Annotated in this window: 19 protein-coding genes and 1 pseudogene; 15 read left to right on the top strand and 5 right to left on the bottom strand. The window is 43.2% G+C overall.

Translation table 11 applies throughout. The features are described 5' to 3' along the window. Positions 1–266: 266 nt before the first annotated feature. Positions 267–818, bottom strand: a pseudogene (locus tag B147_RS28835) (transposase); the annotation flags it as partial. A gap of 167 nt (positions 819–985) precedes the next feature. Here B147_RS28835 and B147_RS0118085 point away from each other — a divergent pair. Together B147_RS0118085 and B147_RS0118080 are read left to right on the top strand one after the other, a co-directional pair. Continuing rightward, complete coding sequence (locus B147_RS0118085) at positions 986–1666, top strand: hypothetical protein (RefSeq protein WP_020588614.1); 681 nt, start codon at positions 986–988, stop codon at positions 1664–1666. Between the two features lie 164 nt (positions 1667–1830). Next, positions 1831–2058: a hypothetical protein gene (locus B147_RS0118080; RefSeq protein ID WP_020588613.1), complete on the top strand. Its 228-nt coding sequence runs from the start codon at positions 1831–1833 to the stop codon at positions 2056–2058. A gap of 219 nt (positions 2059–2277) precedes the next feature. Here B147_RS0118080 and B147_RS0118070 read toward each other — a convergent pair whose 3' ends face one another. The 3 genes from B147_RS0118070 to B147_RS0118060 all read right to left on the bottom strand — a co-directional run bounded on the left by B147_RS0118070 (position 2278) and on the right by B147_RS0118060 (position 5913). Continuing rightward, on the bottom strand, positions 2278–3492 hold the full coding sequence (locus B147_RS0118070) for a D-alanyl-D-alanine carboxypeptidase/D-alanyl-D-alanine-endopeptidase (RefSeq protein ID WP_033397608.1): 1215 nt from the start codon (positions 3490–3492) through the stop codon (positions 2278–2280). 223 nt (positions 3493–3715) lie between these two features. Next, positions 3716–5266 (bottom strand): IS66 family transposase, encoded by a 1551-nt coding sequence (locus B147_RS0118065; protein ID WP_026259719.1) that lies wholly within the window; start codon positions 5264–5266, stop codon positions 3716–3718. A 167-nt stretch (positions 5267–5433) separates the two neighbouring features. Next, positions 5434–5913: a hypothetical protein gene (locus tag B147_RS0118060; protein ID WP_245569052.1), complete on the bottom strand. Its 480-nt coding sequence runs from the start codon at positions 5911–5913 to the stop codon at positions 5434–5436. 305 nt (positions 5914–6218) lie between these two features. Here B147_RS0118060 and B147_RS0118055 point away from each other — a divergent pair, with 305 nt between their 5' ends. Both B147_RS0118055 and B147_RS0118050 read left to right on the top strand, forming a co-directional pair. Continuing rightward, a complete protein-coding gene (locus B147_RS0118055; protein WP_033397597.1) occupies positions 6219–6692 on the top strand; it encodes a hypothetical protein in 474 nt (157 codons plus the stop codon). Between the two features lie 60 nt (positions 6693–6752). After that, entirely contained in the window at positions 6753–7679 is a 927-nt protein-coding gene (locus tag B147_RS0118050) for an OmpA/MotB family protein (RefSeq protein ID WP_020588608.1), read from the top strand. Positions 7680–7874: 195 nt separating this feature from the next. On the opposite strand, the gene B147_RS33560 is transcribed toward B147_RS0118050, so the two are convergent. Continuing rightward, on the bottom strand, positions 7875–8024 hold the full coding sequence (locus tag B147_RS33560) for an integrase core domain-containing protein (RefSeq protein ID WP_020588607.1): 150 nt from the start codon (positions 8022–8024) through the stop codon (positions 7875–7877). Positions 8025–8317: 293 nt separating this feature from the next. Between B147_RS33560 and B147_RS30520 the strand changes: the two genes are divergently transcribed. The 11 genes from B147_RS30520 (at position 8318) to B147_RS0117985 (ending at position 25210) form a co-directional block, all read left to right on the top strand. Then, positions 8318–9997, top strand: a complete 1680-nt coding sequence (locus tag B147_RS30520) for a DUF4214 domain-containing protein (protein ID WP_020588606.1) — start codon at positions 8318–8320, stop codon at positions 9995–9997. Positions 9998–10409: 412 nt separating this feature from the next. Next, positions 10410–11204, top strand: coding sequence for an ABC transporter substrate-binding protein (locus tag B147_RS0118035; protein ID WP_245569050.1), 795 nt, complete (start codon positions 10410–10412; stop codon positions 11202–11204). A gap of 104 nt (positions 11205–11308) precedes the next feature. Next, positions 11309–12664 (top strand): sensor histidine kinase, encoded by a 1356-nt coding sequence (locus B147_RS0118030; RefSeq protein WP_020588604.1) that lies wholly within the window; start codon positions 11309–11311, stop codon positions 12662–12664. After that, positions 12642–13997: a sigma-54-dependent transcriptional regulator gene (locus B147_RS0118025; RefSeq protein WP_020588603.1), complete on the top strand. Its 1356-nt coding sequence runs from the start codon at positions 12642–12644 to the stop codon at positions 13995–13997. The genes B147_RS0118030 and B147_RS0118025 overlap by 23 nt, the downstream gene beginning before the upstream one ends. A gap of 7 nt (positions 13998–14004) precedes the next feature. Further along, positions 14005–16014, top strand: coding sequence for a TonB-dependent receptor plug domain-containing protein (locus B147_RS0118020; protein WP_020588602.1), 2010 nt, complete (start codon positions 14005–14007; stop codon positions 16012–16014). Between the two features lie 78 nt (positions 16015–16092). Beyond that, on the top strand, positions 16093–17403 hold the full coding sequence (locus B147_RS0118015) for a TolC family protein (RefSeq protein ID WP_033397595.1): 1311 nt from the start codon (positions 16093–16095) through the stop codon (positions 17401–17403). A gap of 335 nt (positions 17404–17738) precedes the next feature. Beyond that, a complete protein-coding gene (locus B147_RS0118005) occupies positions 17739–19403 on the top strand; it encodes a type I secretion system permease/ATPase (RefSeq protein ID WP_020588599.1) in 1665 nt (554 codons plus the stop codon). Next, a complete protein-coding gene (locus B147_RS0118000; RefSeq protein ID WP_020588598.1) occupies positions 19400–21055 on the top strand; it encodes a type I secretion system permease/ATPase in 1656 nt (551 codons plus the stop codon). Before B147_RS0118005 ends, B147_RS0118000 begins: the two co-directional genes overlap by 4 nt. After that, a complete protein-coding gene (locus tag B147_RS0117995) occupies positions 21056–22759 on the top strand; it encodes a type I secretion system permease/ATPase (RefSeq protein ID WP_020588597.1) in 1704 nt (567 codons plus the stop codon). It abuts the gene before it with no gap. Further along, positions 22756–24066: an HlyD family type I secretion periplasmic adaptor subunit gene (locus tag B147_RS0117990; RefSeq protein ID WP_020588596.1), complete on the top strand. Its 1311-nt coding sequence runs from the start codon at positions 22756–22758 to the stop codon at positions 24064–24066. The genes B147_RS0117995 and B147_RS0117990 overlap by 4 nt, the downstream gene beginning before the upstream one ends. A gap of 28 nt (positions 24067–24094) precedes the next feature. Beyond that, positions 24095–25210, top strand: a complete 1116-nt coding sequence (locus B147_RS0117985; protein ID WP_020588595.1) for a glycosyltransferase — start codon at positions 24095–24097, stop codon at positions 25208–25210. Positions 25211–25364: the final 154 nt, after the last annotated feature.

Here is a 25364-nt window from a genome sequence, read left to right as displayed (position 1 = left end):
ATTTGCATAATACAGTGGCCCCTGGCAGTGAGGGCACTTCATTTGCCGATACTGTTCAGCTGTTGCCAGATCTATTTTGTATAGATCCCGAAAAAGGCTTTCGTTTTTTAGTGCTTCTGATAGCATATCTCCTGCCCTGTTAATGGGTGGGGAGGCAGGAGTTTCCATTGATTATTTGCGAGATAAACGGAGGAGCTTCTGCCTCAAACCTTGCATATCTTGCAAATTATCTTCATCTTTTCCATGAATTTTTGTGATTGCTCTCAATTGTATCGATTTTTCTGTTTTGCAGAAGATAAAAGAGCAAAGTCAATTCCCAAAAAACTATTACCATCAGACCAGCCGAGGGTGAGCAGTCGAAATCCTTTTAAAAATTTCATGGTCGAATGATCGAACACCTTGGCCAGTAGTTCAACTTTTTTGGAGCGACTGCGATCATAGGGGGAGTCGTCAAAAATCAAAACTTCTTCAGGTGAATTATCATCGAGAAGCCTTCTGATGAGAAGATAAATTTTCGAAAAAAGGATTAGAGTAAAGCGCCGCCAATTATAAGTCGATGAATTGAGGAAGTTGTATACAGCATCTTTGCCGATTTTAATCTGTCGGTTCCGAACAATACCCTCATAAAAATTTTTGCCAACGAACGACAGGTTGAAAATGATTGTAAAAATCTCTAATGGTGAAGCTCCTTTAGTCTTCACTATTCCAGACCGGTTCAAAAGGCTCCCAACTTTTAATTTGGCAAAGTACGAACTAAAGACTCCAAGTTTTTCATGGGCAAGGGTTTGATTTTGATCTTCGAGCGGGGTAGTATTCATTTTAGCGAGATTCCTTTCTTTGATTTCTATGTTTTTGGTCGAACTATAGTATATCATAGATAGCGAATCCCGCAATATTTTTTATAAATTCAGTCTGTTATGTTCTATATTTAATGTCAGAAAGTTGAGTAAAGAAACAAGAAGAGTTCCGTCCCGGCGATATCAAATTGGAACGAGGAAAACGGAAATATATCCACAACACCATTGCTCACATATCCAAAGCACATGCGGGTAAATATGTGTTGAATGGCCCTGGCACAAAATATGTCTTGTTATTTTTAACAGCTTTTCTGTTCCATAATGATTTGATAGGCGACCGTATCCAGTTCTTCACCGACGGTCATAAAATACTAAACGATTCCATTTTTAACTGGTTCAGTTGGTATGGGAATATTGGTGTCATCCTTGATTGGTATCATTTGGAAAAGAAATGCAAAGAACAATTGAGCCTGGCGCTTAAGGGACGATTCATCCGTAACGAAATTCTTGATAATCTTAAGCCGCTGTTGTGGTATGGGTTAATTGATGAAGCTGTAGGCCATTTGGAGGCAATCGATAAAGATTCCATAAAGCAAGTGGAAAAATTAGATAAACTGATTGCTTATTTGAAAAGGAATAAACCGTATATTCCCTGCTATGCGGTAAGGAAAGAACTGGGTTTATGTAACTCCAGTGCTATCGGTGAAAAAATGAATGACCTTGTCGTCTCAAGCCGTCAAAAACACAATGGAATGAGTTGGTCAAAAGCGGGTTCAGTTGGATTGGCAACAATCACGGCCATAAAAAGAAATAAAGAAAATGAAAAATGGTTTGAAACAAAGAGCTTAGATTTCAAGCTGGCTGCTTAAGCCACCCGCACAGGTCGAAAAATATCGGGAAAGATATCAGGAAATCAGTGGGATAGATCCCATGAGGTGTCAATATTGCGAAAACATTATGGAATTGATGTCGATATGGCATCCCAAATACGGTAATCTGTATGATATTTTTTCGACTTTAGAGGAAGTGAAAATTGAGCAAAAAAAAGTTGATAGAGGGGGAGGACATACCGTTCGGCCCTCCTCCGGAGGAGTACAGTTATCGTTGTTCCCATTGCCATTGTGAGATGAAGGTAAATGAAGCGATAATTGATGTTGAGATAGGAATGGCTAAATTTGAGGGCCGGTATTCTGATGGCTTTATGCCGGTACTTGGATGCCCTGGATGCAATAACGAAACTATGGAATTTGTTCGAGATTAAAAAGTCCGCGCGTTAGCGCGCTAAGTTCAAAGAAAAAGAAGTAATCAACAGGGAAAGCAAATACTGAAGGAGACAGTTTCTATGATAATCGGATTAATTAAAAGGAATATGCCTGACAGAATTTGTGAGTCACAAGCAGACTATGAATTTGAGCAGAAGTAAGAAATACGGTATCTATGGCAACTTTGTGAGCATGCGCTCCCTTAATCGTGACCACCGTTAAGGCGCTAAGTCCACCTTTCCCTTGAGCATACGCCTGATGGCATCATATCCGGTGCTGGTTTGATTCAGCATGATCACAAAGGGGTAAAGTCGGTTATTCTTTCCACGAATAAATCCTGCACGGCTTCTAACATCCGACAGCGTACCGGTTTTATAAAATTCATTTTCATCTTTTCTTAACAATTCATACCAGGGCATAAAAGCAATAAGAATATCTTTCATCTGACCAGGCGTTAATTGGTTGCGCCGGGACAGGCCGGAGCCCTCAACAATCGCAACATTTCTTAACCCCAGTGTTTCTTCTGCAAATTTGTTCAGGACAGCGGTTCCTTTTTCAAGGGTGGCCGGCGGGCCGAAGGTGCGGGCTCCCATGGTTAGCATCAGCTGGTTGGCAATAAAGTTGTTTGAAAATTTCAGTAATTTTTCAATAATGTCTGCCAGGCTAAAGGCGGATGTGTAAACAATGCAGCCTTCATCAGAACCTATAAATTTACCCGTCCGGACTGACCCTGTCACCTTAACCCCGGGTTCCTTTAAAAAATAGTGCATCAGTATGCCCGGGTAATCTTGACGAAGATCATGGGACAGAAGAATTCTGTCTGCTTTTTTTGAGCCGGGCGTAATCTGCCGTGCCAGAATGTCCGGAAATGGGGTTTGCCTTTCAGCAGAGATATATTGTCTGTTCCGGCGGTCCCATTTTAGAAAAATTGTGTTAAAATTGGCACACAGCGCTCCGTTTGTGGCATCATAGGGATTGGAGGAGGACCCGGCACCGGGGATTGTAATGTGGGGCGCATAATAGGTTTGGTCCACAATGATATCCCGGATAACCGCAGATGGGATAATTCCTTCAGATACCTGTTTGAAAAGATGGTGTGATATTTGATGTGCAAACTTGTTTATCTCCTCGGAGATAAACAAAGGATCTCCAAATCCCTTCAGGTAAAGGTCACAAGTCGTTTCGTCGTAACAGGCCCATGTCTGGAAATGGAAATCCGGGCCTAACGTTTTAATTGCCGCAAGGCTGGTCAGTATCTTCAAAGTTGATGCAGGGATTAAAGGATTATCCGGATTCTTTGCATAAATCGTTTTGCCCTCATCATCGGACAGAATAATGCCCGATGTTTGGGCCCAAACACACAACGATGTTGAAAGGGTCAGAAAAAGAACCAAAATAGTCGACAGGCTGTTACGGAATGCTAATTTCCCCAATTTCTGCGTTGGAGAAATAAATTTGGTCCTCGGAATACTGCATGTATGCCTGTGGCCAAATTTATTTTCCGCCTTGAACTTGGAAAAATTATTTATTCCGTAACAACCTGTCGAGCAAAGATATAGTTGGATTTTATTTTTCATGTTTTTTAAAGTGTTTATATAAAAGTTCCAATAAGTTGTTGAATTACTTTGTAACTTCTCAATAAATCAGGGTTAGGAATTACAAAATTTGTTCTTCCATTTTCCTTACCATTAAATCCGAAAGGGAGGGGATATTTTTTCTGGTCTCAATCCGATCTATCAGGTAATCCCAAAACGAAACCCCTAATTTTCTGCAAGTCTTTTTAATACTTGTAAAGGTGTCTCGGCAGGTCCTCCCCGCAGGGCTTCTGGTTGAACCACTGATTTTTCGTTTCTTGACATATTCCCGGATATCGCTTTCGCTCAAATTGTTATGCAATGGAATATCAGGCCTCTCAAGAACCAACAACAGTTCAGACTTGTTTTTGAGGATTCTGTTTAGGGCCAGGTCTAACGCCGCATAACCGGTTTTTTGTCCAAAAATATTATCAAACCGTTTATTGAGGTCCGACTTTGCTCCCCTTGTCGGGCCTTGCTGATATTTTTTTAAATCAGAGTATAAATCCCATATATCGGATCGGACCGACTCAATTTGATCCTTTCGTTTTTGTGTAAAACCGATTAATTTCTGGATTGTTCTTTCTGCATGGACCCAGCATAAAGCATGGGTCAAGATATTGAACTGACCTGCATCATCACTGATTATGGCAAGATCATGATTCCAGCCATGATCAAGCAGGCTGCCCAGAAGAGCTCCCTCGGTTGCAATCCTTTTGTGGCGTTTTTTACGGATTTTGTTCTGAAACAAAAATGATTTCCAGTTGCGTTCAGTTGAAAAACACTGATTTTGAAATTTTTCCAGTTGGTACTTGGGAAGCCGCTGATGTTTCATATATTCAATGGCAGCGTCGTTAATCACATAATCTTCATGGTTGCACCGCAATAACTGGAGGAAATTGATTCTGCTTTTGCTGTCGGTACTTTTAAACCAGGCGAAAAAGTTATTACCGATATGGGTGCAGTAACCATTTTTCCCATTATGCCTGGCACCGGTATCATCCACATTAATATGGCTTGAAAATTTTAATCCCGCAGATAAGATTTCATCTTTTTCTGCATGATATTGATCTTTATTTTCGGTGATGATCGAATTGATCTGCCCGCTTGAAATACTGATGCCATACTCTCGCAGTTGCTCAAGAATCAACGGTTGGGTAACATGGCCATGATAGTATTGATACAATATAAAGGCTGTCAAAGTAGAACCAAAATGATTTTGAGAAACATGATCCGGCAACCCGCCGACAATATAGCCCCCGTTGGGGGTTCTATATCGAGCTTTTCGATATCGGATGTTCCAGTTTCCTATGATGAGATCTTGGACGATGAAATCCTGATACCCTTTAAATTCGCTGCCGGCAGGGATTAAATCCGGCTGGACAATTTTGTCCTCATTAATCTCGAGTTGCTTTGTCTTTGATCTCTTTTGGGAACCCGGTCGTTTTTTATCCTGAGTGTTTTTCCTTTTTATGGCTGTTTTCTTATCAAGATTTGAAGGTTTGATTTTGGGTTTGGCCTTCTGGCCTTTTAATTCGGCAAGCTCATCTTTCAATTTTTGAATCATGTCCCCTTGCTGTTTGATATAGTCTATCAACTCTGAGATTATAGGAGATTCTTCATCTTTAGCCATTTTGAGTATTTGCCCGATCGTTTTCATGCGGTGAATATAAGTACACAAAAAGAACAATGTCTATCGATTTTTTATTTGTTCCCCACACTTATTGAGAAGTTACATTACTTTCATTGTTTGTTGTGGGATGAGCCTGGGTGTTGATAGGCCAGGTCCGCCCATGGCTGTTATTGGAAGAAAAGGAAAAAATTATCAAGAATCTCTTTCATTTTAAACCGTCGACGCAATGATTCCCACTGATCCGGAAAGCTTAACGGGCTGAAGAGCACCCGGGCAGTATATGGATATCCTTTGTTTTTATCATCATACGGCGAAATAAGCAGGGTAATAGGCACCTGGACACAGCCTTCATAACTGACAATCGTATCATAATTCAAGGTTGTTACCGATTTTAACCCCTTTTGCTCTAATAGTTGAATAAAGGCATTTTGTTTTACTTTGGCTTCAATGGTTCGGGCCGTTTCCTGGGGCAGGGCCGGGATGATGCCGGATATCGGAAAATAAGAAAATTTTGCCGCCCTGAACTCCTCATATGCCGGCACCATTGTCAGTTTTCCGTCGGTGATCCGCTGGCTGGAGCTTTTAAGGTCGAATCGAATGTAATAGGTGGAAATTCCTTTGAGATCCCCGGCAACAAGGGATTTCAAGCATATTAGAACCAGAAACATACCTGTGGTGAACAGCCGGCCATTTTTTTTTGTGAAACAAGGTATGAATTTTGAGTAAGCTTTTATTGAATAGGTTTTTAAATGAGTTTTAAAATTAGATTGCATTTAATTGTCCGTTTTAACCGTGGGTTGTTGGCTTTATTCTAACTTTAAAGTTGAAAAAGCAATGTTTCTAAAGTTTAAAGCCCTACCTGACGATTAATTTTTAACATGAATACAAGATGTGAATCAATGGTTGCGCATTTGATTTTGCAACGGCTAACTGCAGAGAGGAGAAAAATGCCATGAAGAAATTATTGGCTTTGTCGTCATGTTTAATTGTTTTATCCGTATGGGGCTGCACTAATATGAATTTTTCGAGAGGAGGGCCGGGAGGCGTTCTGGATCCTTCTGCAGACAACACGGTGAATCAAAAAGTTGTCACGTTTCAGGTAACGGGCAAGGGGCTTGAACCTGAAAATGCATTAACTAAAGGGGAAGCAATACTCATGGCCGAGCGTGCTGCCGTTGCCGATGGATATCGGCAGCTGGTTGAAAAAGTACGCGGCGTTTATGTGGATGCATATATGAAAGCGGGCAGGGGGACGGTGAGCCAGGATGCAATTCGGCTGCATACACAATCCTGGTTAAGAGGTACCGAAGTGATGGAAATTACCCAGGCCGATTATGGCATCACCTTGGCCCGGCTAAGGTTAAGAATTAATTTTTCGAAACAAGGTATGGTTTGGTGGCCTGTGGGCATTGCAGATAAGAGCTAATAGTTCAATTTCTGGTACAAAGACGGTTTTCAATTTAACAGACTATTAACAGGGGGCCGCATGGGAACTCTTCTTTCGAAATCGATATTCCCAGGCAGGATCGTGTTTATTTTGATACCTGTGTATATAACATTCTTATATTATGCCAACATTGCAAATGGTGCTTATCAAACATTCAAGCCTGATCCGCAAACGTATTCGCTAATAGAACTGGAGGAAATCCTTGGAGAGTACAAAAGTCAATTGGATGTTTTGGATGAACAACTCCGTGATACGCGTAAGGACCTTGAGTGGCTAATTGTCAAAATAAGCCGCATATCTGATTCCGGAAGAAGCATTCCGCAGTTGCTTCATGAATCAGTTGATTTTAAAGAGAGGAAAATTTCTCAGCTTGAGCGGCAAAAAAAGTATCTTAACAGCACTGCTGCAAAATACCGGAAGATTTATCATATAAAAAAAAATCATGAAGAGAACACAAACCAGATTCGGATTGAGTCCACACCGGACATGAAAGTCTCCGTAAAAGGCGTCGACAAATCCAAGGTAGTGACAAAACTTGCGGACATTGAACAAGCGCTTAAAAAAGCCGGCCTTGAAGATTGGGTAGATGTCATTCCAGCATACGGAAGTTGTGCAAAGATCAACAATACCCTGCCGATTCTTTTTTCTTCGGGCAGCGCAACTTTGGCCAAAGAATATAAATCCTTTTTAGAAAAATTGGCACGGTTCCTTAAGCCCTATGATGTCAAAGTTTATGTCAACGGATATGCCGACCCGGACCCCATTCATACCCCCAAATATCCTTCTAATCTGGAACTCGGCGCATCTCGGGCGGCAAATGTTGTTCATGAAATGGTGAAAAACGGTTTGAAACCCGACATTTTTAAAATAGGTTCAACTGGCGAGTATCAGTTTGCAGCCAAAATGCAGTCAGCAACAAAAACTTTCCAGCGCCGTGCGCAATTGACGGTTGTGTTCAGCGGTTAGCTCAGGTTAATCTCTATCCTTTATTTTTCCAACTAGCTATTATAAGCCCCAGTATCAAGGCCGTTTTTTCTTGATTTAATCGTCATAACAGGGCTTTTTTCAGTACATAGCGGCATACCTTGAGGATGGGCACCACAAAAACTGACCGTTAAAACGCTGGTGTGGTCGTTCATAATTGTGATAATTAAAGTGTTTTTACAGTGATTTTCGTAGTTGTTCAACAGACTCAAAATCTGTCACATAAATATCTTCATACTTTACACTGCGCCACAACCGCTCTATGAAAATATTGGGCATGGCCTTGCCTTTACCGTCCATGCTGATTTTGATGCATTTATCCTTCAACTCCTTTGTATACTCGATGCGTGTATATTAAGAACCTTGATCCGTGTTAGGGGGGATCATGCAGTAGCAAAGCACGTTTTAAAGCCGAAATACAGAATTCACTATCCATGACTGATTTTTAAGGGTCTGATACATTCGAAAACAGCAAAGCAATTTATCTTGGATAGTAGTGATAAAAAAGTATTGCCATATTTCATGGACCTGGTAGGGTGATTCAAAAAAAATGATACTATGAAAACTGCAAACAAGGCGAATGGCCTACGCTTTTTTATTTATTTAAGGAGGATGTGAAGATGGCATCAACAGAATCCATGGATTTGGCTCAGCAGCTTTACGTTGGTTATTATGGTCGTCCGGCAGATCCCGAAGGGCAAGCATACTGGGCAGACATTTTTGATGAGACGGATGATCTGACCGGGGCCTTGGAGGCCTTTGGTACATCTGAAGAGTATACTGAAAATTTTGGAGCCATGACCACTGAAGAATTAATTGAAAATCTTTATCAGCAATTATTCGGCCGTTCTGCTGAAGCAGCAGGGATTGAGTTTTATACCGAACGTATAACAAGCGGCGAAGCTTCCCTGATTACCATTGCAAAACAGATTGCAGATGGCGCCGGCGGTGATGATGCTACCGTTTTGAACAATAAAATAAGTGTCGCCAATGCCTATACACTTTCTGTAGAAACCAACAATGCCGATTATACTTCTGACGACATACCGATGGCCCAGGACTTGCTAATGTCTGTAGATGCAACTGATGAATCCGTCGAAAGTGCCACTTCTATGGTTGATGACATCGTCACCACTTCTCTTACTGATGACACCAGCGATTCCGGAGATGATTCCTCTGGGACGACTGCTGACTTCACGGATATTTTCACCACGAGTTATGATTCTGTTCTCCAGAATATTACCACATCTAAAATTTACTATAATGAAGACGGCCTTGAGGTTAAATCAGTTACTGAGATAGATGAGGGTGGTGACGGAACGGTAGACTCCTCCTTTACAATTACGTCTACCTATGATGGCAACGGTAACGCTATTAAACTGGTGACGGAAAACGACAACAATGCCGACGGCACTATCGATTCAATTGAAACAAACACCCTTACCTTTAATGCCAGCGGGCATGCAGAAAGCTCAGTGAGCGAGACTGATAGTAATGCTGATGGCGTTCTTGATCAGCGAGACACATTCATTTACACATACGATGCAAACAATAACATTCTTACTCTAATTGGTGAAACGGATCTTGAGGCAGACGGTTTTGTTGATAGTATTGTTACATACACCTATACCTATGATGGCAATAACAATATGACATCTTCGATTCAAGAAGACGACGACGATGCTGACAGCAATATTGATGAGCGTATTACAATAACCTATACCTATGATGGTAATAACAATATGACATCTTCGACTCAAGAAGAAGATGACGATGCTGACGGAATCATTGACAGCCTCTCGACAACCTCCAATACTTACGATGAGAACGGCAATGAGATATATTCGGTCTCAACCCGTGATAGTGATGCTGACGGCAATATTGACAACCGTACTGAAACCACTACGACATATGATGGTAACAACAATGTGGTAAAAGAAGTCATGGATGAAACTATCATGACAAACATAGCCGGCAACCTTATAACAACAGAGTATCAAATAACAACAACATACGCTTATAATGCCGATAACAATGTAATTGAGCAGGTAATTGAAACGGATTTGGATGGGGATGGTGCTGTTGATATGCGCACTACCGTGACTTATGACTGGGATGAAGTTGTTGTACAGACCCGTGCTGACGGATCTGAGTACATGACTGGAACCCTTTACACGGACTGGAATGCTGAATATTCTCTTGACGATATCTCAGCTTCTGATTTTTTGGAAAATTTTATTGATGACGTTCAGCTCGTAGCTGTCCAAGAAACGGTTCAAGTAGATAGTTTAACAGTTTAGGACTATAAGGGTTTGCTCAAAAATTAAGTCTTCATTTTTAAGGCGTTTCGTTTGTAATTCCAGAGTGAAAGAGTTTTGTACTTTATCTATGCAAAACTCTTTCATTTATTTTATCGGAAACCCTTTTTTTCATAGTCAATAGTTATTATACGTAGTTCTTGAAATTCCGGTACCAATAAATTAGTGTACACATAAATTTTTAATGATTTAATATGGAGTTCGGGTTTTTTATTTGGCAGAAAGATTGTTTGATATAATAAGTGTATGCCATGGCTGGTCTATAAAATATCTTGGCATATCCATGCCCAAGGGAGTGTTTTGCCAGATATTAATAATTTTTATCAGTTTGGGCCTATGTTTATTTTATCGCCCATGTTGGGGCGATGATAAAGGCAATAATTGCATTGCCGTTGTGATTTCAAAAAAAATTAAACCATATATCCAGATTGGTGATGGGATCAAGTCCAAATCAGAAGAGGTTGAACTGGATGTTGATATTTTTTTTCTTGACCCTGAAACCGAATCAATCTCAGGAAATGCTTTACACGAACTAACCCTGGAAAAGTATAAACTCATTGCAGCCATAGGACCAGAAGCCGCTGTTTTTATTTGGAGTGCAAGAAGTATTCAATCTCCCAAAATATACACAGCCATCCTTGATCCGGAAAATTGTTCCGGCTTGCCGGAGCATGCCATGGGTATTGCTTTAAAGATCCCTGTTGAAATCCAGGTCGAACAGATCAGTAGGCATCTTAGAAATCTTGACTCTATCGGCATTTTGTTTAATCCAAAGTTTAACCAGGTGTTTTATAACCAGGCTGATGCTGCTGCCTTAAACCATTCTTTTGAAATTCTCCCAATCAAAGTAGACTCAAAAAACCAGATCTTTCAACAGGTTAAGATGCATATAAGTAAAGTTGATGCCATTTGGATGATTCCGGACCAGACCATTATTTCTGAAAAAATTATTCAGTACGTGATTAAGCAGGGTATTTATCAAAATACCGGGGTGATTGGTTATAACTCTTTTTTTTCCTTGTCTGGTGCGGTTTTTTCTTTTGAATTTGATTATGAGGCATTAGGCCGTCAGGCCGCATTAAAAATAAAAGCATTTATAGAATCAGGTCAATGGGTGGCTGAACCGCCTGTATTTAAAACTATTGTTAACCAGAGAATCGCAAAAAAAATAGGAATCAGCGTCAAATAATGATGTTGAGGTTTAAAAATATTAGCATCCACGCGCGCCTTCTCTCTGCGGCAGTCATATTGATTACACTGACTACGTTGATTTTAGGGTGGGTTGGAATATTTATGATCAGTAATTTTGTTACAAAACGATTTCACCAGCGCATTGATTTTATGACTCAGTACCTGGCTTTGAACTGTGAACTTGGTTTGTTGATCGGGGAAAAACATCTGCTTCAAGGATTGGTGGACAATATGCTTAATGAAGATGATGTTACCGTCGTAGAAATTTTTGATCCAGACAAAAAAACGCTTGCTTTGGGAAAGCGAATTTTACCCGGCCCCTTTGAACATATCAGTAAAAAAGTTTTTTCTTCAACCAGTCAGGAACCCATAGCCTGGGTAGGGGGAACGCAAAAGAACAAAGCGTCTGAAATTATAGGGGAAGTGAAGATAACTTATTCGGTCCATGGTATCTCTGAGCTTATAAACGCAATGAAAAATCAAGTACTTGTCAGCGCGCTTGCGTTGATTTTTATTTCATGTTTGATTTTTCATTTTATTTCAAGATCCCTTGTCGCACCTATTGTTTCCCTTGCGGATACAGCCAGAAAGGTGTCAATGGGCAACAAAAATGTACGGGCTGCCCCCGGAACGACCCCTGAAATCATTCGATTGAGTCAGGCTTTCAATAACATGCTTGATTCTCTGGCCCAAGGCCGTAAAACCCTTGTGCGTACCTATGAAAAATTGACCAGACAAGAGGCGTTGGTTGAAGTGGGAAAGTTTTCAATGATGATTGCCCATGAAGTTAAAAACCCTTTAGGGATTATTAAATCTTCCCTTGAGCTGATTAAATCCGAGTTCAATATTCCAGACAATAATTTGCTGATAAGTTATGCAGAGGAGGAAATTGTTCGCCTGAATCACCTTATTGAAAGTTTTTTAATGTTTTCAAAACCTGCAAAACCACAATTGGCAAAAGTAAATTTAAATCAGTTGGTGGAACAGATCGTCATGGGATTTGATATACAATCATTAACGACCGGAGTAAAACTGGATTGCAGGATTCCCGAATCCAAATTTGAGGCACAGGCTGACTTTGACCTGCTTGCGCGCGGGATAGGAAATATCATTAAAAACGCCTGTGAAGCCAATGATAATAACGGTACGGTCAGGATAGACGTAGTGGAACATTATAAGATGGATAAAACTCCACACAAATGGGAAATATTCATCCAGGATCAGGGGCCTGGCATAAGCCAGGAGCAAAAGGCCAAAATTTTTGAGCCCTTTTTTACCACTAAGTCAACCGGAACAGGTCTGGGCCTTGCTTTTGCTGATCAGGCCATAAAGGCCCACGGTGGAAACATCCGCATTGAATCACCTGAGATCGGTGGATGTTGCTTTTGCGTAACATTGTTTTCAAATATTCGGGAGCCAGAGGTGTTAAAAGCTTATGACACAGATATTAATAGTTGATGACGAAGAAAAATTAAGAAACCTTCTTTCAATGATGCTCGAAAGCAAGGGGATAACAACGCATAAAGCCGTTCATGGGGCCGATGCGCTTGAAATGCTGGAACATAACAGCTATGATTTGATAATTTCAGATATTAAAATGCCTGTAATGGACGGCAAGCAACTCATCTGTAAAATGCGGGAGAAAAATATTTTAACCCCCGTCATTTTCATTACTGCTTTTGCAACCGTTGATTCAGCCGTGGAAATGATGCAGCAGGGGGCATGCGATTATATAACCAAACCCTTTGAATCGGCAAAAATTCATTTGGCCGTTGAAAAGGCCATGAACTTGTCCAGGCTGATCACAGAAAATCAGGAGATGAAGCGGGTTCTTTCCGGCGCCGAGAAGTCTAAAAATCTTATTTATAAATCAAAAGCGATGCAGGATGTAGTGGCTTTGGCAGATAATGTAGCCACAGTGGATACTGCGGTGTTGATACTAGGAGAGTCCGGGACAGGCAAAGAAGTGCTTGCAAATTATATTCACAGCAAAAGTCCCAGGCGTGATAAAAAATTTGTGGCAGTGAACTGCGCAGCCATTTCTTCAAACCTCGTGGAATCAGAGTTGTTCGGCTATGAAAAAGGTGCTTTTACAGGTGCTTCCGTCAGGACCCGGGGACGGTTTGAGTTTGCAGACTCCGGGACGCTGTTTCTTGATGAGATCGGGGATATGCCTCTGGAATCCCAGGGTAAGCTTTTACGGGCCTTGCAGGAGAAAAGAATACAGCGGGTCGGGGGGAATGAAGAAATCCCCGTCGACGTTAGGGTTATCTGTGCGACCAATCAGCACCTTGGTCAAATGGTGATGAATAAAAAATTCCGCCAGGATCTATATTACAGAATTAATGTATTTCCCATTGAAATTCCGCCGTTGCGTCTAAGAAAAGAAGATATTGTCCCGCTTGCACAATATATTATCACTACATTTTCCTTTGGCGCAGGGCATGAACTCAGTGAAGGTGCTTGTACCAAGCTTATGGAGTACCCTTGGCCGGGAAACGTCAGAGAGCTTGCCAATGTGCTTGAGCGCTGTCTGATATTAACCCGGGATACACAAAAAATTACATCCCAGACCTTGTCTTTCCTGCAGGTGGGAAAACCTGTCACCCAGACTCAACATACGGTGATAAGGCTACCGGCCAACGGTATTTCGTTGCAGCAGGTTCAAATGAACCTGGTCAAGCAGGCATTGGATAAGTCTGGTAATAACCAGACATCTGCAGCAAAACTTTTGGGCCTGAGCCGTTCTAAATTTAGGGTGTTGCTGAAAAACATGGAGCCAAACCAGTAAGGATGAAATGTTGATAGGTAAACTTAAAATTGCCGTAATCATTTTATTTTCCGCCTGGATTTCTTTTGGGGCATCCTGGGTATGGGCATCAGATACCATGCTTATGTTCGTGGGTGAAGATTTAGAGATGCTGTCCATTGCCTCGCGAAAAGAAGAGGCTGCCTGGAGCGCGCCGGCCATCGTTGACGTCATCACAAGGCAGGAGTTTGAGTATGACAATGCATTTACCCTCTCCCAGGCCCTCCAAGGCACGCCCGGATTTCACATAAACCAGACTGAAAGATCCAGCAATTATTATCTGAGAGGTATTCCGAATTCTGCCTTGATTCTTTTTGATACAGTGCCCGCAGGGTCCGGTGTGGTGAAATCTGAAAATTATATGGATTATGAAACAAGCCTTGCCGCTGTAAAACGTATTGAAGTGATAAGAGGGGGCAGTTCTGTCTTGTGGGGACCGGATGCCTTTGCCGGGGTTGTCAATATTGTTCCGCTCACAGGCAAGGATATCGATGGTTTTCAAGCCGGCCTTAATTCATCTTCAGGGGACAGCACCGGGGAAGTCTACCTGAACTATGGACATCAAAAAAATAAGTGGTCTGGGTTTGCTTCCGTGTCAGGGCGGTTTGCAAAAGATGACGGTCCTGAAACAAATCTTGTTCGCTTCTGGAATGATGGTATTGTAGCGACTCCTCCTGAAGATCGTTATGGGATAAAAAATGCCGATGATTCTCATTTCGTTAATTTTTATGGAAACATAACCTATGAAAATTGGCTGACGCTTTCATTCCGGTTTGCAGACAGCCTTAACGCATATACGGTTTCGGACTGGTATGATAATTTTTGCTGGGAAGAACAGGTTGCATCCACCCGGCATATGGTAAAGCTTGAAGCTGTAAAATCCCTTGACCAGGATTCCGGGTTGCGCTTTACGGGCTACCTGTCCGGAACGTCCCTGGATTATACCATTATAGATGGAACCTTTGATCGTAAGGAGTCTTCACTCTTTGCTGAAGTCATTTACGACAGGTCGTTTTTTCTTTCCAAAGGGATTTTAACCACAGGTATCTCCGTGAAATCCGATCAGTATGACCAAGTTCCGGAGTGGAGGGGCTTTTTCCCCTTATATTTAACAGACGAAAATTTTGAACACCTTCCCGATATTTCACAATATGATTTTTCCAATGATCTGTTTTCAGTATTTGGGCAATACCGGCATAAATTTAATCTTGTGGAAATCTGGACCGGGGCGCGCTATGACAGCCACAAGGCCTATGAGGACAAAGTCAGCTATACCACAGGATTTGCCTGGAACATAGACAGATTTATCTTTAAAGGGATTTTCGGTACCGGCTACAGAACGCCCTTTGCCCTCCGGATGATCGAAGCATCGGACGTTAAGCTTGAAAAGATCACGACGTTTAATTTAGGCCTTTCATGGAAATATATGGGCACCCGGGCGGCTGTCACTATGTTCCGAAACGAGATCGATAATCATGTTATTGAGGATCGGTATGCAGGGGCCGGGCTTTCAAGTCCAAACAGTCAGGATATTTATGGTTTGGAACTGGAACTCGAGCATCAATTGTTCCAAGATTTGACGCTTTTTGTAAATTTGACATTGCTGGATAACTCCGGTACCGATGAAATCTATTATTATCGTGACTACATCTTATCCGGCGATGAGTATTATATTGAGTTATCCCATGCCTATGAGACCGGGCCGGACATCATGGGGTCGGTAAAAGCGGTTTGGGATCTTAATCGGAATTTGTCTCTTGCGCCTGAAATCAGATATTTCAGCGGCCAGACGATTTATTTCCCTGTGGAGGATGAGACCCTGTCATGTCGTCACGCCTGGGTGATGGATATTAATCTACGGATAAAAAATTATTTCCCCTGTGATGTTAACTTATTTGTAAATAATGTGTTTAACCATAGATATAAAACACCCGGGTTGTATTCGGTGACCCGAAACACAGGATTTAGTGCTGGGGTTGTATTGCGATACGCTTGGTGATTTAGATAGATAATTTAGGCTTGCCTTTGAAAAAATCATAGTCTATATACAAAGGCTGCAAAGAATAAAGGAGCTGTTTTGAAATACTGGAGAACATCTGTACTACCTGCACTACTGTTGATGAGTTTAATCTGGCCTGGTTTTTCAGCTGTTGCCGCGCAATCAATGACTCTGGCGCAATGCGTGGCTGTCGCGCTGGAAGACAATCCCACTCTTGAAGCATCACGTCTGGAAATTCAAGCTGCTGAAGCGAATCGGAAGTCTGCTCGGGGTGTTTTTTTGCCTTCGGCCACCACGGAGTATGGAATGAATAGAGTACACAGCCGTAGTGCAAAAGGGCTGACGGATGACGATGCATTGAATCAGGACGGCCTTAATTTTAGTGTTAGGCTCAGCCAGGTCCTTTATTCAGGTTTTAGAAATTTTAATTCTTATCAGCGGGCTAAGATTAGAAAAAGCCTGCTGACGGCTGAACTTGAGCTAAGGCGCATGGAAGTCCGATACGATATTGAAACAACTTTTTATCGTTTGTTAAAGGCCAAGCAGGACGTGGTGGTGGCCAGGGAATCTGTGTTAAGACTTAAAGAGAGTCTGAAAGCAGCAGAGGCCTTGTTTCGCCGGGAACAAATTCCTTATGTAGATGTGCTCCAGGCTAAGGTTGAGGTTGCCGGTGCAATAGAGCGACTTGGGGTTGCCGGAAATGATGTTAACCGTGAGCGAGCTTCTTTATTTACCTTAATGAATAAGGAAGAAAGCCCTGATATCAGCTTTATCGGGGCTGTTGATCCTGACCTGTCAGATCCGCCGGCGTTTGAGGTTAACCGGCAAATAGCCTTTGAAAACAGGCCGGATATCAAAAGCCTGGAATGCCAACTGCAAATTGCCCAAAAAGATGCGGCAATTGCGAAAGGCCAATATCTGCCTGTGGTAAGGCTTGATGTTGGTTACTACGATCAGGATAGAGATTTTGAAAATGACGTATATGATAGGCGTAATCGTTATTGGTCTGCCGGCGTAAGCGCCTCCTGGTCTCTGTTTGATGGTGGTAGAGCCTTTTACGAGTCTCAGGAGCATGAAATTATGTCCAACCGAATCAAATCCTTGATATTAGATACAAAAAATTCCATTTCCAAGGAAATTCGATGTGCATTGTATGCCATGACAGAGGCCAAGCAACGGGTGAAAGTTTCCGTAGAAGCACTTGGTGCGGCCAATGAGTATTATGCCGGCGAAGAAAAACGGCTTACTGCCGGGCTTTCGACCATTCCGAATCTGCTTGATGCTCATGTCCAACTTATTCAGGCCCAGCGAAATAATGCCCGGGCTATTCTGGATTATCGCTTAGCACAGTCCGATTTGAAATTGATGACCGGTTCTTCAGATTTTTAGTAAGGGCTTTCTGTGGTCTTTTATTTAGTTTTTTTATATGAGAGTCTGTGTGCTCTGCACAGATCGTTAAAATTCGTTGTGGGCTGAGCAGGCAGATGCTATGTCAGGTCGGCCCATGGCCGTTAGAGGAAAAATATGGGGCCTGGACCATTAATCGCTATTGATGTTTTGTTGTTATATCTATTGTTGGGACCTTTGGTGTTATTTGGTATATATGTTTTTTTTGATGGGTTAGGGACCCAAACAGTATCACATATTCAAAAATCTAAGCCGGAGACGTCGCCTGCCCTTTGGACGGATCGTGAAGTCCGTTCGTTTTTGGAAAAATCGTCACTATGACTCTGTTTTTAAAAGAGTGGAAAAAATATTTTACATTTGCAGCAATGCTTAGTTGTTTCGTAAATATTCTTCAACTCACATTTCCGTTTTACATGTTTACCATATACCGCAATATACTTGTTTCTTTCAGCATGGTTTCCCTTGAAAATATTACTGCTGTTGCTGTTTTTGCGATCATGGTCCTGGCGATTTTCAGCTATCTGCGATCCAGACTTCTTTCGGTTGCGGGAAGAAAATTGACGCTTTCCCTTAGACAGGACGTATATGCAACCATGGTTAAAGGGTGTGCCGTTAACAGTCAAATTGCCTATCGTGGAGGTGCTGGTGACCTCGATACATTACGCAATTTTTTTTCATCCCCTGGGATTTACGCGCTGTTTGATGCCGTTTGGGCTCCATTTTATCTGGGGTTGATTTTTTTGTTTCACCCGGTCCTGGGTCTTATTGCGCTTTGCGGTGTCGGCGGCATGGTTGGACTGAGCATTCTCCAGGAAAACCTTGTCGGCAGGCGTATAAAAGAAGCAAATCGTCTCAATGCAGAAAATTACAGGTTTGTGGATTCATTTTTGAGAAATACAGAGGTAATTAACGGCATGGGAATGATTACGGCCATCAGTGATCGATTTATTTTGGGAAACAGCAGGGTCATGGACAATCAGACGTTGTCGAGTTATTATGCCGGTATGATTCAGGCAATAATAAAACCGGCCCAGAATGTGATTCAGGTGCTGATTTATTGTTTCGGTGCGTACTATGCCATGCATGAGGGATTCAATGTGGGACTGATGGTGGCCGCTTCCATCATCATGGGTAGGGGGGTGGGACCTTTGATGCAGGTGATGTCTTCTTGGAGACTGATTTCATCTGCAAAACTGTCCTATGAGAGGATAAGCCGAATGGCTGCTCATATTGAGGCGGAAGCGATAAACGAATCGATGTCCTTGCCCAAACCTGCCGGGCATATTAGAGCGGAAAGCGTTTTATTCAGCACCGGCGGTCGTGTTTTGCTTAATAATATTTCTTTTGATTTGGCACCCGGGGAATTCCTCGGTATTGTCGGGCCGAATGGTGCTGGAAAGACTACCCTGTGTAGACTTCTGCTTGGTATTTGGCCCACCGTTGCCGGTAGGATAACCCTCGACGGGAAAGATATGTTTTCCTGGTCTAAATCCGACCTCGGCCGGCATATCGGGTATCTTCCCCAAGAAATAGAATTGTTTCCCGGAAGTATGGCTGAAAATATTTCCCGTTTGGGAGAAATTGACTCCGACGCGCTTGATAAAGCTGTTGAACTCAGTGGTATTGCCGATCTGGTGAGTGCGTTTCCCAGAGGTCTGGGCACAAAGCTTGAGGGGAAGGACGGTATCCGGCTTTCGGGGGGGCAGCGTCAGCGTATCGGTTTGGCCAGGGCATTGTATGGTAGCCCCTCTTTTGTTGTTCTTGATGAGCCCTCCTCTAATATGGACGAGCAAAGTGAAGCGCTGTTGGCTAAAAATCTCGAGTTAATAAAGTCCGGTCGTGATACGACCTGCATCATGGTCACGCATAAGCCTGAGCTGTTGCATGTCATGGATAAGATTTTGGTTCTCAATAAAGGGCAGGCAGTCCTTTTTGGCGCAAGGGATGACGTACTCAGCAAGTTGGCAGGGGGAGAGAAGTGATTGCTTATCTCAGGGCTTGCTTGCGGCATTTTTTATTCGCCGGCTTTTTTTCCCTATTTATAAATACATTATATTTGACGTTTCCCCTATATATGCTGTCGGTATACGATAAGGTGCTAACCAGTTATAGTATGCCTACCCTATATGCAACAACGGCTTTAGCCCTGGTTGCACTGATGGTGCTCGGGGGGCTGGACCTTGCCAGATCCCGATTACTGGTCAGGTCCGGCGTTTTATTGGATAAACTGCTCAGTCGCCGTGTTTTAAAGGAGATGTTAACTGACCTGGCCCGGGTTGACGGCATTGGATATACCCAGGGGCTTAAGGATATTAATACCCTTCGAAATTATTTGGGTGGTAGTTCAATCTTTGCTTTTTTTGATGTTCCCTGGATTTTTATTTATTTATGGATCATTTACATGATTCACCCTAAATTAGGCGCTGTGGCCGGTATTGGTGCGCTTATTCTTTTCATTGTAGGGATTTTGCAAACTTTTTTGACCCGAAACTATATGACCAGCTTTGATAAATGGAATAACCAGGCCGAACAATGGCTACTGAAAAGTTTTAGGTCGGCAAAGGAGATTGACGTAATGGGAATGACCGGGAATGCGGGCCGGCATTTTGCCGCAATCAGCAATACCGGGCTGGCCCATATGGAAAAAGCGTCCAGATTTAATCATTTCTTTTCAGCCGTTACGTCAAGTTTTGGTACACTCATGCAAGTATTCATATACGGTGCCGGGGCAATTTTAGTTATTCAGAATGAAACGGCTCCCGGCGTCATTATTGCTGCTTCTATTATTATGGGCAGAGCGCTGGCCCCGGTGAATCAGGGAATCAGCGCCTGGCGACAGACATCCGGAGCAAAAAGAGCTTATGATAACCTGAATCGCTTGTTCAGCATTGGAGCACACCGGGAACTTGAGCAGATTGATGAGGTAAACGGCCGTTTGAATATCGTTGATTTAAGTCTTGATATCAAAGACAAACGGGTCCTCAACGGAATTAATTTTCAATTGGCATCCGGTGAAATTATGGGGTTGATGGGACATAACGGTGCCGGAAAGAGTTGTTTATGCCGGCTTATTTTGGGAATGTGGGCCCCTACGGAGGGCCGTGTGGAGTTGGATGGTAGAAATGTTTATAATCTGGATAACGACGCGCTGGGTGCAAAGCTTGGATATCTGCCCCAATCCGTTGAGTTGTTTGCCGGGACGGTGAAAGAGAATATAGCAAGAATGGGACATGTGGATGATGCAAAAGTAGTGGAAGCGGCTAGGTCCGCCTTTGCCCATGAAACGATTTTGGGCTTTCCACAAGGATATGATACTGATATTGGGGAGGCAGGTCTTATGCTTTCAGGTGGCCAGCGCCAGCGGGTCGGTCTGGCCCGGGCCCTTTACGGCAATCCGGGATTGGTCATTCTTGACGAACCCAATTCAAATTTGGATCAAGCTGGCGAAGATGCGCTGGTGCTGGCCCTTCAACATTTAAAGCTGATGGGAACCACGACGATAATGATTACCCATAAACCCAGTCTGCTGAATGCCGTAGATAAAATTATGATGCTCAAGAACGGAAATCAGATCATATTTGGGACCCGGCAGGAGGTACTTGAATATCATGCAACCATGCAACGGGGGAATTGAATGCAGTATACAATGAAATCTTGGTTGAAATACTTTTTATTTGCAGGCATATTCAATATCTGCCTCAACGTGGTGTATCTTTCCGTGCCTTTTTATATAATGATCGTCTATGACCGTGCTCTGTATAGTTTTAGTCGCTCGACATTGTATACATTATCTGCCGGAGTGTTGATATGTCTGGTCGTAACGGCCATGTTTGATTATTTAAAACATAGATTGATGGATCAGGCCGGCAATGATGTGGTTCAGCACTTAAATAGCCTTGTTTTCAATCAGATGCACAAAGATGCCGCGGTGCCGGGGGGCGATGCTGATTCTGGCGGTCTTAGCGACCTTAATCTTATCCGCCGGGCTATTGTTCAAGGGCGGATATCAAGTGTTCTGGATTTCCCATGGATATTAATTTACCTTGCCGTGCTGTATTTGATCCACCCCTTGCCGGGGATGATAGGCATCGGCGTAGTTTTTCTGGTCGCTGTATTTCAAATTTTAGTCTATATTCTTGAAAAAAGAAATTATACCATTGCCGATGTTATCCAGCAGTCCAACCAAAAGTTTGCAGACAAGATTTTTTCCCATGCGTATCTGATTCAGTCCATGCGAATGGGGCCGGCTGCAGAACGCAAATACAGGGAAAGAGAACGTCAGGGGCTGAAAATGGCGGCAGGGGCTGACTTTTTTCAATCCCTGGCTGGTGCCGCCATTCGTATGATTCATATGATCGGTCCGACGGCGGTCTTTTGTGCGGGTGCTTTTGTTTTCTTTGATAATGAGATTACTGTGGGTGGTATATTTGCCGGAGCCATGGTTGCCGTCAAAATATTTCAGAGTCTGGATAATTCATTGACAAATCTTCAGCCGGCTGTCCAAGCAAATGCGGCATGGCAAAGGATAAAGCACAGGGTTGAAATCAGCGCTCAACGGGAAAAACTTTCTTTACCCGAACCTGAAGGTCGTCTGGATGTGAATCAACTGAACCTTGTGATCCAGGGGCGGCCGATGCTCTACAATGTTACATTTTCACTAGAGCCGGGGGAGTCCTTAGGCATTTTTGGGCCTTCTCCCGTAGGAAAAACATCCTTGTGTCGAGCGCTGGTTGGCGTCTGGCCCATTGCTGCCGGGGAGGTCAGGCTGGACAAAGCAAAAATTTCAGATTGGCCTGACAGGCAGTTGGCACAATATTTGGGGTATATGCCCCAGGAGCCGGAACTGCTTCCCGGTACGGTTGTTGAAAATATCGCGAGGTTCGCAAAAGACGCTGATTCGGAAAAGGTTGTCAAGGCGGCAAAATCGGCCGGGGTCCATGAAGCGATTCTCAAAATGCCCAAAGGATATGATACGCACATCGTTGCCGATGGGGCAAATCTTTCGCCCGGGCAGCGGCAGATTATTTCATTGGCAAGAACCCTGTACAATGACCCCAGGCTCGTTATACTTGATGAGCCGTTCACCCATATGGACGACATCGGGATCAAGCAGGTCGCAGCGACATTAAATCATTTAAAACAATCTAAGATAACCCATGTGATGGTGACCCGTCAGGTCGGTTTTTTAGCTAAAATGGATAAGGTGTTAATTTTAAAAGAGGGGAAGGTCGCTATGTACGGACCGTCCAAAGCGGTGTTTGCCCAGCTTGCCAAACAGCAGCAGGCCGCAAACGGAGTTGTACCGTTATCCAACCCGTCAACAGGAGCAAGAATATGATGGCAGAAGACAAAATTTTAAATACGAACCCCTTGAAATATATTCTGGCTGGTTTAGCGGTAATCGTTGTATTTTTTGGCGGCCTCACTGTGTGGGCAATATACCTCCCTTTTCAAGGGGCCGTGATCGCGCCGGGGCTTGTTAAGGTGTCCGGAGAAAGAAAAACCGTTCAGCACCTTGAGGGCGGAATTATAGAAAGAATCTTCATTAAGGAAGGCGATCATGTCTCCCAGGGAGATATTTTGATTTCTCTGAAAGGATCCAGAATAAGCTCCAATGTTGACATGATCAGCGGTAAGTTGTGGGCAAGACAGGCAGAATCGGCGCGCTTGCGGGCAGAGGCGGCCATGAAATCAAAAATCGAGTGGCCGGCTGAATTTGAGGTATTAAAAGCCGATAAAGAAGTTGTGGAAATTATGGCCACTGAGCAGGATATTTTTGACTCCAGGCGCAGAGATATCAAGGGGAAAACCCAGTTGTACCAATCCCAGGCAAAACAATTGGCAAATCGCATAGCCGGTGCCAAAGAAGAGTTAAACAGTGTTGAGACAATCATCACTAATTTAGAAGAGGATCTGGCTGCCAAGCGCCCTCTGCTCAAAGAAAAATATATGGGAAAGGCCAGCATTCTTGAACTTGAGAGAAGCCTTGCCGATTATAAGGGTCGAAAGGGAAAGCTCATCCAAGATATCGCCCAGTTTAATCAGATGATCCAGGAAAATAAACTCCGAGTGGTGGATATTAACAACCAATATAAGGAGAGTGCCGTCTCACAACTGGGTGAAGTTACGGATTCTATTTTTGAACTTAAAGACCAAATCAAGCCCTACCTGGATGCCAGAGATCGTTTAGAAATTAGAGCGCCCATCAGCGGCACTGTAATTAATATGCAGGTTCACTCAGAGGGAAGTGGGGTAATCCAGCCGGGGATGCCCCTTTTAGATATTGTGCCGGTGGATTTGCAAATGGTGATCAAAGCACAGGTCAGGCCCCAGGATATCATCAGTGTGAAAAAAGGCCAGGCGACTAAGGTGCAACTGGCTGCATTTCAACGCAAAAGTACGCCCCCGGTGAACGCGACGGTGACCCACATATCCCCGGACCTTATCACTGAGAATCACGGCGCAAGGGATATATCCTATTATGAGGCTTACGTGGCCGTTGACCCCGGGGATCTGGCAAGTAAGGGTGCATACCTGTCTCCGGGTATGCCGGTCACCTGTTATATCACCACAGATAAACGTACGGTTGTTTCATATATTCTGGGACCCTTGCTTAGAAATATTGATACGGCACTGAGAGAGTAGCAGGCGTCCATATCCCAACTGGAACACCATGCCTAAAATCACTCATATATTCAAAACTTATTTTCCGGAAACCAGTGGTGGACTGGAAGAAGCCATCAGGCAGATTGGAAGCTATGCCGTTGGTAGGGGGTTTGACGTGGAGGTGATGGCTGTGGGCAAAAGAAATTGCTGTTACCGGAGCTCTGATGGAATCGTCGCACGGTTTTTTAAATGTGATATCGATGTGTTGGCATCCCCCTTTTCATTTTCATTTGCCCAGGCGTTTAGGAAGATCTGTCGAGATGCCGATCTTCTCCATTTTCACTTCCCCTGGCCTACTGCCGAGATGCTTGCGCTGGGCTGCCGGATAGACCGGCCGATTGTGACAACCTTTCACTGTGATATTTTTAAGAACAAATTTTTAAAACCCCTTTACCTTCCAATTATCAGACAATATTTAAAACGGGTAGATACGATCTGTGTTACGAGCCGGCAAGTTGCCGGTTCAACTGCTTATCTATCCGAGTTTAAAGATAAAATCAGCGAAGTGCCTCTTTTTTTAAATGAAAAAAGGTTTGGTGGACTCGGCGGGCCGGATTCTGATATTCATGGCCTGGTTGATCATTGCCGCTCCTATGCTTTGTTTGCCGGAGTATTGAGGTGGTACAAAGGATTAGAAGTTCTTTTGGATGCGGCTGAAAAAATTCCCCATCATATTGTTATTGTAGGCAAAGGCCCCCTACATGCTAAAATACAGGGTTTAATACGCAAGAAAAAATTAAGTCATGTCCATTTGATCGGGTTTCAGCCGGATCACAATTTAAAATATCTTATTGAAAATTCCCGACTCATGGTTCTGCCCTCTACAACTGCCGCTGAAGCTTTCGGCCAGGTGTTACTTGAAGGTCTTTATTTTTCAAGGCCCCTGGTCTCCACGAAACTCGGCACCGGGACAAGTGTTGTCAACCAACACAACCATACCGGCCTGGAGGTCAAGCCGGGATGTCCGGATGAATTGGCACATGCGATAAACCGCATCATGGATGAAGACGCGCTGTTTAAAAAATTTTCATCGAATGGGTTTTCCCATTATGCAGCCCATTTTACCGCTAAAATTCAGGGTGATAAATATTGCCGGATTTATAACGACCTTTTGTCCCGGTAGCCAATTCGGGTTATATTTGACCAATTTTTATTTAAAAACCTGCCTTGTCTGATTGTCGTTTTGCCGGTATTTTTTTTAAAATCGTGAAATGTTGCAGGGGTTTAACCTGTTGTACTATAAAACGCGAATAAAAATCTGTTGTAGTGGTGTGCTT

The organism is Desulfobacter curvatus DSM 3379 (genome assembly GCF_000373985.1).
Taxonomy (GTDB): Bacteria; Desulfobacterota; Desulfobacteria; order Desulfobacterales; family Desulfobacteraceae; genus Desulfobacter; species Desulfobacter curvatus.
This window is presented reverse-complemented; position numbering and strand designations above follow the sequence as displayed.

Bases quoted from the DNA above. Each gene is read 5' to 3' on its own strand.
- B147_RS0118065 (WP_026259719.1), bottom strand. From the start codon at position 5,266: ATGGCTAAAGATGAAGAATCTCCTATAATCTCAGAGTTGATAGACTAT.
- B147_RS0118055 (WP_033397597.1), top strand. From the start codon at position 6,219: ATGAAGAAATTATTGGCTTTGTCGTCATGTTTAATTGTTTTATCCGTA.
- B147_RS0118050 (WP_020588608.1), top strand. From the start codon at position 6,753: ATGGGAACTCTTCTTTCGAAATCGATATTCCCAGGCAGGATCGTGTTT.
- B147_RS30520 (WP_020588606.1), top strand. From the start codon at position 8,318: ATGGCATCAACAGAATCCATGGATTTGGCTCAGCAGCTTTACGTTGGT.
- B147_RS0118030 (WP_020588604.1), top strand. From the start codon at position 11,309: ATGATCAGTAATTTTGTTACAAAACGATTTCACCAGCGCATTGATTTT.
- B147_RS0118025 (WP_020588603.1), top strand. From the start codon at position 12,642: ATGACACAGATATTAATAGTTGATGACGAAGAAAAATTAAGAAACCTT.
- B147_RS0118020 (WP_020588602.1), top strand. From the start codon at position 14,005: ATGTTGATAGGTAAACTTAAAATTGCCGTAATCATTTTATTTTCCGCC.
- B147_RS0118005 (WP_020588599.1), top strand. From the start codon at position 17,739: ATGACTCTGTTTTTAAAAGAGTGGAAAAAATATTTTACATTTGCAGCA.
- B147_RS0117995 (WP_020588597.1), top strand. From the start codon at position 21,056: ATGCAGTATACAATGAAATCTTGGTTGAAATACTTTTTATTTGCAGGC.
- B147_RS0117990 (WP_020588596.1), top strand. From the start codon at position 22,756: ATGATGGCAGAAGACAAAATTTTAAATACGAACCCCTTGAAATATATT.
- B147_RS0117985 (WP_020588595.1), top strand. From the start codon at position 24,095: ATGCCTAAAATCACTCATATATTCAAAACTTATTTTCCGGAAACCAGT.